Annotated in this window: 5 protein-coding genes; 4 read left to right on the top strand and 1 reads right to left on the bottom strand. The window is 64.5% G+C overall.

Features of this window, described 5'->3' with window-relative positions:
• The 4 genes from G3N94_RS07355 to G3N94_RS07340 form a co-directional block, all read left to right on the top strand.
• A partial coding sequence (locus G3N94_RS07355; protein ID WP_205791546.1) for an acyl-CoA dehydrogenase C-terminal domain-containing protein occupies nt 1-478 on the top strand: 478 nt, incomplete at its 5' end.
• A gap of 30 nt (nt 479-508) precedes the next feature.
• The gene (locus G3N94_RS07350) at nt 509-2,182 is read left to right on the top strand and encodes an electron transfer flavoprotein-ubiquinone oxidoreductase (RefSeq protein ID WP_205791544.1); all 1,674 of its coding nucleotides are present in this window, start codon (nt 509-511) and stop codon (nt 2,180-2,182) included.
• Nucleotides 2,183-2,223: 41 nt separating this feature from the next.
• Nucleotides 2,224-3,420: a beta-ketothiolase BktB gene (gene bktB, locus G3N94_RS07345; RefSeq protein ID WP_205791543.1), complete on the top strand. Its 1,197-nt coding sequence runs from the start codon at nt 2,224-2,226 to the stop codon at nt 3,418-3,420.
• 33 nt (nt 3,421-3,453) lie between these two features.
• Entirely contained in the window at nt 3,454-4,308 is an 855-nt protein-coding gene (locus tag G3N94_RS07340) for a 3-hydroxybutyryl-CoA dehydrogenase (protein ID WP_205791542.1), read from the top strand.
• A 117-nt stretch (nt 4,309-4,425) separates the two neighbouring features.
• On the opposite strand, the gene G3N94_RS07335 is transcribed toward G3N94_RS07340, so the two are convergent.
• The gene (locus G3N94_RS07335) at nt 4,426-5,820 is read right to left on the bottom strand and encodes an amino acid permease (RefSeq protein ID WP_205791541.1); all 1,395 of its coding nucleotides are present in this window, start codon (nt 5,818-5,820) and stop codon (nt 4,426-4,428) included.
• Between the last annotated feature and the right edge of the window lie 207 nt (nt 5,821-6,027).

The following is a 6,027-nucleotide window of genomic DNA, read 5'->3' as shown; positions in this document are numbered from 1 at the left end:
CGAAGGCACGACGGCGATCCAGGCAAACGACCTGGTCGGCCGCAAGACGCTGCGCGACGGCGGCGCGGTCGCGAAGGCGCTGATCGGCGAGATCGGGCAGACGGTCGACGCGCTGGGCAAGCTCGACAGCGCAGCGGCGGCGTCGATGAAGGCGCAGCTGGAGCAGGGCGCGCGTGCGCTGTCGGCGGTGGTCGATTACGTGGTCGCGAACACGAAGCAGGACCCGAACGCGGTGTTCGCGGGCAGCGTGCCGTATCTGAAGCTGGCGGGCGTGGTGCTGTGCGGGTGGCAGATGGCGCGCGCACTGGTGGCGGCGCACGCGAACCGCGCGAACGATCCGGCGTTCTACGATGCGAAGATCGCGATCGCGCAGTTCTACGCGGAACACATCCTTGTGCAGGCGGCCGGGCTCGAAGCGTCGATCGTCAGCGCGAAGGGCGGCGCGAGCGTGCTCGCGTTGACGGAAGACCAGTTCTGACCTGGAACTGTGGCAGGAGGAGATCAAGCTTTGACTAAAGATGACCTGATCGCGCAATACGGTCCGCGCGAATCGATGGAATACGACGTCGTGATCGTTGGCGGCGGCCCTGCCGGGCTGTCCGCGGCGATCCGGCTCAAGCAGCTCGCCGCCGAGAAAGGCGCCGAGATCGGCGTGTGCGTGCTCGAGAAGGGTTCCGAGATCGGCGCGCACATCCTGTCGGGCGCGGTGATGGACCCGCGCGCGATCAACGAGCTGTTCCCCGACTGGAAGGAACAAGGCGCGCCGCTGACCGTCGAGGTCACGGAAGACCGCTTCCTGTTCCTGTCCGAGAAGAGCGCGGTGCAGACGCCGAACTGGGCGCTGCCCGCCAACTTCCAGAACCACGGCAATTACGTGATCTCGCTCGGCAACGTCACGCGCTGGCTCGGCCAGCAGGCCGAAGCGCTGGGCGTCGAGATCTTCCCTGGCTTCCCGGCTGCGGAGATCCTGTACAACGACGACGGCTCCGTGAAGGGCGTCGCGACCGGCAACATGGGTGTCGGCAAGGACGGCGAGCCGACCGAGAATTTCCAGCTCGGCATGGAGCTGCACGCGAAATACACGCTGTTCGCGGAAGGCTGCCGCGGCCATCTCGGCCGTCAGCTGATCTCGAAGTTCAAGCTGGACGCGAACGCCGATCCGCAGGCTTACGGCATCGGCATCAAGGAGCTGTGGGAAATCGATCCCGCGAAGCACAAGCCGGGCCTCGTGATCCACACCGCCGGCTGGCCGCTGAAGTCGGATACGTACGGCGGCTCGTTCCTGTATCACATGGACAACAACCAGGTCGTGGTCGGCTTCGTGGTCGGCCTCGGCTACACGAACCCGTACCTGTCGCCGTTCGAAGAGTTCCAGCGCTACAAGACGCATCCGTCGATCCGCGCGTTCCTCGAAGGCGGCAAGCGCGTGTCGTACGGCGCGCGCGCGATCACCGCGGGCGGGCTGCTGTCGCTGCCGAAGACGGTGTTCCCGGGCGGCGCGCTGATCGGCGACGACGCGGGCTTCCTGAACGCATCGCGGATCAAGGGCAGTCACGCGGCGATCAAGACCGGCATGCTGGCGGCGGACGCCGCATTCGACGCGGTGCAGGCCGGCCGTCAGAGCGACGAGCTCAACGCGTATCCGGATGCGTTCAAGCAATCGTGGCTGTACAACGAGTTGCACCGCGCGCGCAACTTCAAGCAGTGGATGGCGAAGGGGCTGTACATCGGTACGCCGATGGTGTTTATCGAACAGAAGCTGATGGGCGGCAACGTGCCATGGACGCTGCATCACAAGCACGCGGACCACGAGATGCTGAAACCGGCATCGCAATGCCAGCCGATCGAGTATCCGAAGCCGGACGGCAAACTGACGTTCGATCGCCTGTCGTCGGTGTTCATCTCGAACACGAACCACGAGGAAAACCAGCCCGCGCACCTGACGCTGAAGGATGCGAACGTGCCGGTGAACGTGAACCTGAGCACGTATGCGGGTCCGGAGGGGCGGTTCTGCCCGGCGGCCGTGTATGAATTCGTGAAGAATGACGACGGCAGCGACCGTCTGGTGATCAACGCGCAGAACTGCGTGCACTGCAAGACCTGCGACATCAAGGATCCGACGCAGAATATCGTGTGGGTCACGCCGGAAGGCGGTGGCGGGCCGAATTACCCGAACATGTAATGCGGACGCGCACTGACGCGCGGACGAACAGGAGCGAGACGATGAGCAATGCAGCGAAAGAAGTCGTGGTGGTGAGCGGTGTTCGTACCGCAATTGGCGATTTCGGTGGAAGCCTGAAGGATTTCGCGCCGACCGAACTGGGCGCGAAGGTGGTGCGCGAGGTGCTGGCGCGTGCGAACGTGCCCGGCGATGCGGTCGGCCATGTCGTGTTCGGCCATGTCGTGAACACCGAACCGAAGGACATGTATCTGTCGCGCGTCGCGGCGATCGAAGCCGGCGTCGCGCAGCACACGCCCGCGCTGAACGTGAACCGGCTGTGCGGCTCGGGCCTGCAGGCGATCGTGTCGGCTGCGCAGACGATCCTGCTCGGCGACGCCGACGTCGCGATCGGCGGCGGCGCGGAGAACATGAGCCGCGCGCCGTACACGGTGCCGGCTGCGCGCTTCGGCCAGCGGATGGGCGACGGCAAGCTCATCGACATGATGCTCGGCGCGCTGCACGACCCGTTCCAGACGATCCACATGGGCGTGACCGCTGAAAACGTCGCGCGCAAGTACGGCATCACGCGCGATGAGCAGGACGCACTCGCGCTCGAATCGCATCGTCGTGCCGCGCGTGCGATCGCCGAAGGGCGGTTCAAGGATCAGATCCTGCCGATCGCGATCCGCACGCGCAAGGGCGAAGTGCAGTTCGACACCGACGAGCACGTGCGCAGCGATGCAAGCGCCGACGATTTCACGAAGCTCAAGCCGGTGTTCGTGAAGGAAAACGGCACGGTGACGGCCGGCAATGCATCGGGCATCAACGACGCAGCGGCAGCCGTGCTGATGATGAGCGCGGACGCGGCGCGCGCGCAGGGCGTGAAGCCGCTCGCGCGGCTCGTGTCGTACGCGCACGCGGGCGTCGATCCGGCGTACATGGGCATCGGCCCCGTGCCGGCCACGCAGAAGGCGCTCGAGCGCGCTGGGCTGACGATCGCCGATCTCGACGTGATCGAGGCGAACGAAGCGTTTGCTGCGCAGGCGTGCGCGGTCACGAAGGAGCTCGGTCTCGATCCGGCGAAGGTGAACCCGAACGGCTCGGGCATCTCTCTCGGCCACCCGATCGGCGCGACGGGCGCATTGATCACGGTCAAGGCACTGTACGAGCTGAAGCGCATCGGCGGCCGTTACGCGCTCGTGACGATGTGTATCGGCGGCGGGCAGGGGATTGCGGCGATCTTCGAAAATCTTCAATAATCGACCGCTCAGCACCCGACCACAGGAATCGTCATGGCAATCGAAACCGTAGGCGTCGTAGGCGCCGGAACCATGGGCAACGGCATTGCGCAAACCGCCGCCGTTGCAGGACTCAACGTCGTGATGATCGACGTCAACGACGCGGCGCTCGCGAAGGGCGTCGCGACGCTGAAGGGCAGCCTCGACCGGCTCGTGTCGAAGGACAAGCTCGACGCGGCGACGCGCGACGCCGCGCTCGCGCGCATCGCGACGTCGACCGACTACGAGCGTCTCGCGACGGCCGACATCGTGATCGAAGCGGCGACCGAGAACGTCGAGCTGAAGGCACGCATCCTGAAGCAGATCGAAGCGGTCGTGCGCGCGGACGCGATCATCGCGACGAATACGTCGTCGATCTCGATCACCGCGCTCGCGGCGCCGCTCGCCGACCCGTCGCGCTTCGTCGGCATGCACTTCTTCAATCCGGTGCCGCTGATGCCGCTCGTCGAGATCATCCGCGGGCTGCAGACGAGCGACGCGGCTGCTGCTGCGGTACGCGAGCTGACCGAGCGCTTCGGCAAGTCGCCGATCGGCGTGCGCAACTCGCCGGGGTTCGTCGTCAACCGCATCCTGGTGCCGATGATCAACGAGGCATTCTTCCTGCTCGCCGAAGGCGTTGCGTCGGCCGAGGAGATCGACCAGGGGATGAAGCTGGGTGCGAACCATCCGATCGGGCCGCTCGCGCTCGCGGATCTGGTCGGGCTCGACGTGTGCGTCGCGGTGATGGACGTGTTCCTGAAGGATTTCGGCGATCCGAAGTACCGTGCGTGCCCGCTGCTGCGCGAAATGGTGTCGGCCGGGCGCCTCGGGCGCAAGACGGGCCGCGGCGTTTACGACTACAGCGCGTAACGTGCGGGAATGTGCGGGAATGCGGGCGCGTCGGCGCGCCCGCGATTTCAGCGGAATGAGACGGCTGCCAATCGGCAGCCGTTTTTGCTTGGGGCGCCGAGCGATTCACCGTTCCCGCTATCGGGAGACCACCTCTTCGTTCCGAACATCGACCGTTGCGCGACCAAAGCCACGCACGTAGTACAGCACGACGAGCAGCGCAATCCACGCCGGACCCACGACAAGTGCGATCCTTGTTTCGGCGTGAAAGGCCATGACGATCAGTACGGCGACCAGGAACAATCCAGCGAGGTACGACGTGTACGGGAACAACGGCACGCGCAGCGTCATCCGGTCGAGCTCATGCCGGGAGAGCGATTTTCTGAAGCCGATCTGCGCGAGCAGAATGACGCCCCACGTCCAGACCGAGCTGAAAGCGGAAATCGCACTCAGCCACGTGAACACTTCCGTCGGGGCCAGGTAGTTGAGGGCCACGCCAACGAACAGAAGCAGCACCGAAATCAGGATCGCGCGGCGCGGCACACCATTGCGCGACGTGTTTGCCAACGTCGCGGATGCCTGGCCTTGCTGCGCGAGATTGAACAGCATGCGCCCGGTGCTGAAGATGCCGCTGTTGCAGGACGACAGCGCTGCGGTGAGAACGACGAAGTTCACGATGCCGGCTGCCGCGGGAACGCCCATTCGGTCGAACAACATCACGAAAGGGCTGCCCTGGCTGCCGATCTCGTTCCAAGGGTAAATGGCCATGATCACGAACAGCGCGCCGACGTAGAAGATCAGGATCCGCCAGAATACCGAGTTGACCGCGCGGGACAACGATTTCTTAGGATTCTTCGCCTCGCCCGCGGTCAGGCCAAGCATCTCGATGCCGCCATACGAGAACGCGACCATCGGCAACGCAAGCATCAACCCCGACATGCCGTGCGGGAAAAATCCGCCGTTCGACCAGAGGTTGTGCAGACCCGTTGCGACGCCACCGTTGCCGATGCCAAAGAAGATCGCGCCGAATCCCGACACGATCATCAGAATGATCGTCGCGACCTTCACCAGCGCAAACCAGAATTCGAGCTCGCCGTACATCTTCACCGCGATGAAATTGATGCTGCCCATGAGCACGAGCGCAGCCAGCGCCCATATCCAGTTCGGAATGTCGGGGTACCAGACATGCATGTACACACCGACCGCCGTGATCTCGGCCATGCACGTGACGATCCACAGGAACCAGTAGGTCCAGCCGGTCAGGTATCCGGTGAGCGGGCCGATGTAGTCTCGCGCGTAGCGGCTGAATGAGCCGGACACCGGGTTGTGCACGGCCATCTCTCCGAGCGCGCGCATGATGACGAAGATCGCGACGCCGCAGGCGAGGTAGGAGATCAGGATGGACGGCCCGGCGAGCTTGATCGCGGTTGCCGATCCGAGAAACAGCCCGACGCCGATGGCAGCGCCGAGCGCCATGAGACTGACGTGTCGTTCCTCGAGGCCGCGGTGCAGATCGTCACCTGGGTTCTGCATTGAGAGTCTCCTGAATCTGGATTGGGGTTGGGGGCATACGGATGGTTCGACGTCGATCAAGCGCTTGACTGTCGAACGCGGCACGCGGCGCCTGGACCACTCAGCAGATGGATTTCGGCCGGAATTTCCAGCGTTTTCGTCAGGCAGTCCGCGTGAGAGACTGAGTCTTACCAGTCAAAAAGGCACGGGGAACGCGAATGAGCCGAC

It is taken from the genome of Burkholderia sp. Ac-20353 (genome assembly GCF_017104785.1).
Lineage (GTDB): Bacteria > Pseudomonadota > Gammaproteobacteria > Burkholderiales > Burkholderiaceae > Burkholderia.
The sequence above is the reverse complement of the archived record's forward strand: the minus strand, read 5'-3'. Positions and strand labels throughout refer to the sequence as shown.

Bases quoted from the DNA above. Each gene is read 5' to 3' on its own strand.
- bktB (WP_205791543.1), top strand. From the start codon at position 2,224: ATGAGCAATGCAGCGAAAGAAGTCGTGGTGGTGAGCGGTGTTCGTACC.
- G3N94_RS07340 (WP_205791542.1), top strand. From the start codon at position 3,454: ATGGCAATCGAAACCGTAGGCGTCGTAGGCGCCGGAACCATGGGCAAC.
- G3N94_RS07335 (WP_205791541.1), bottom strand. From the start codon at position 5,820: ATGCAGAACCCAGGTGACGATCTGCACCGCGGCCTCGAGGAACGACAC.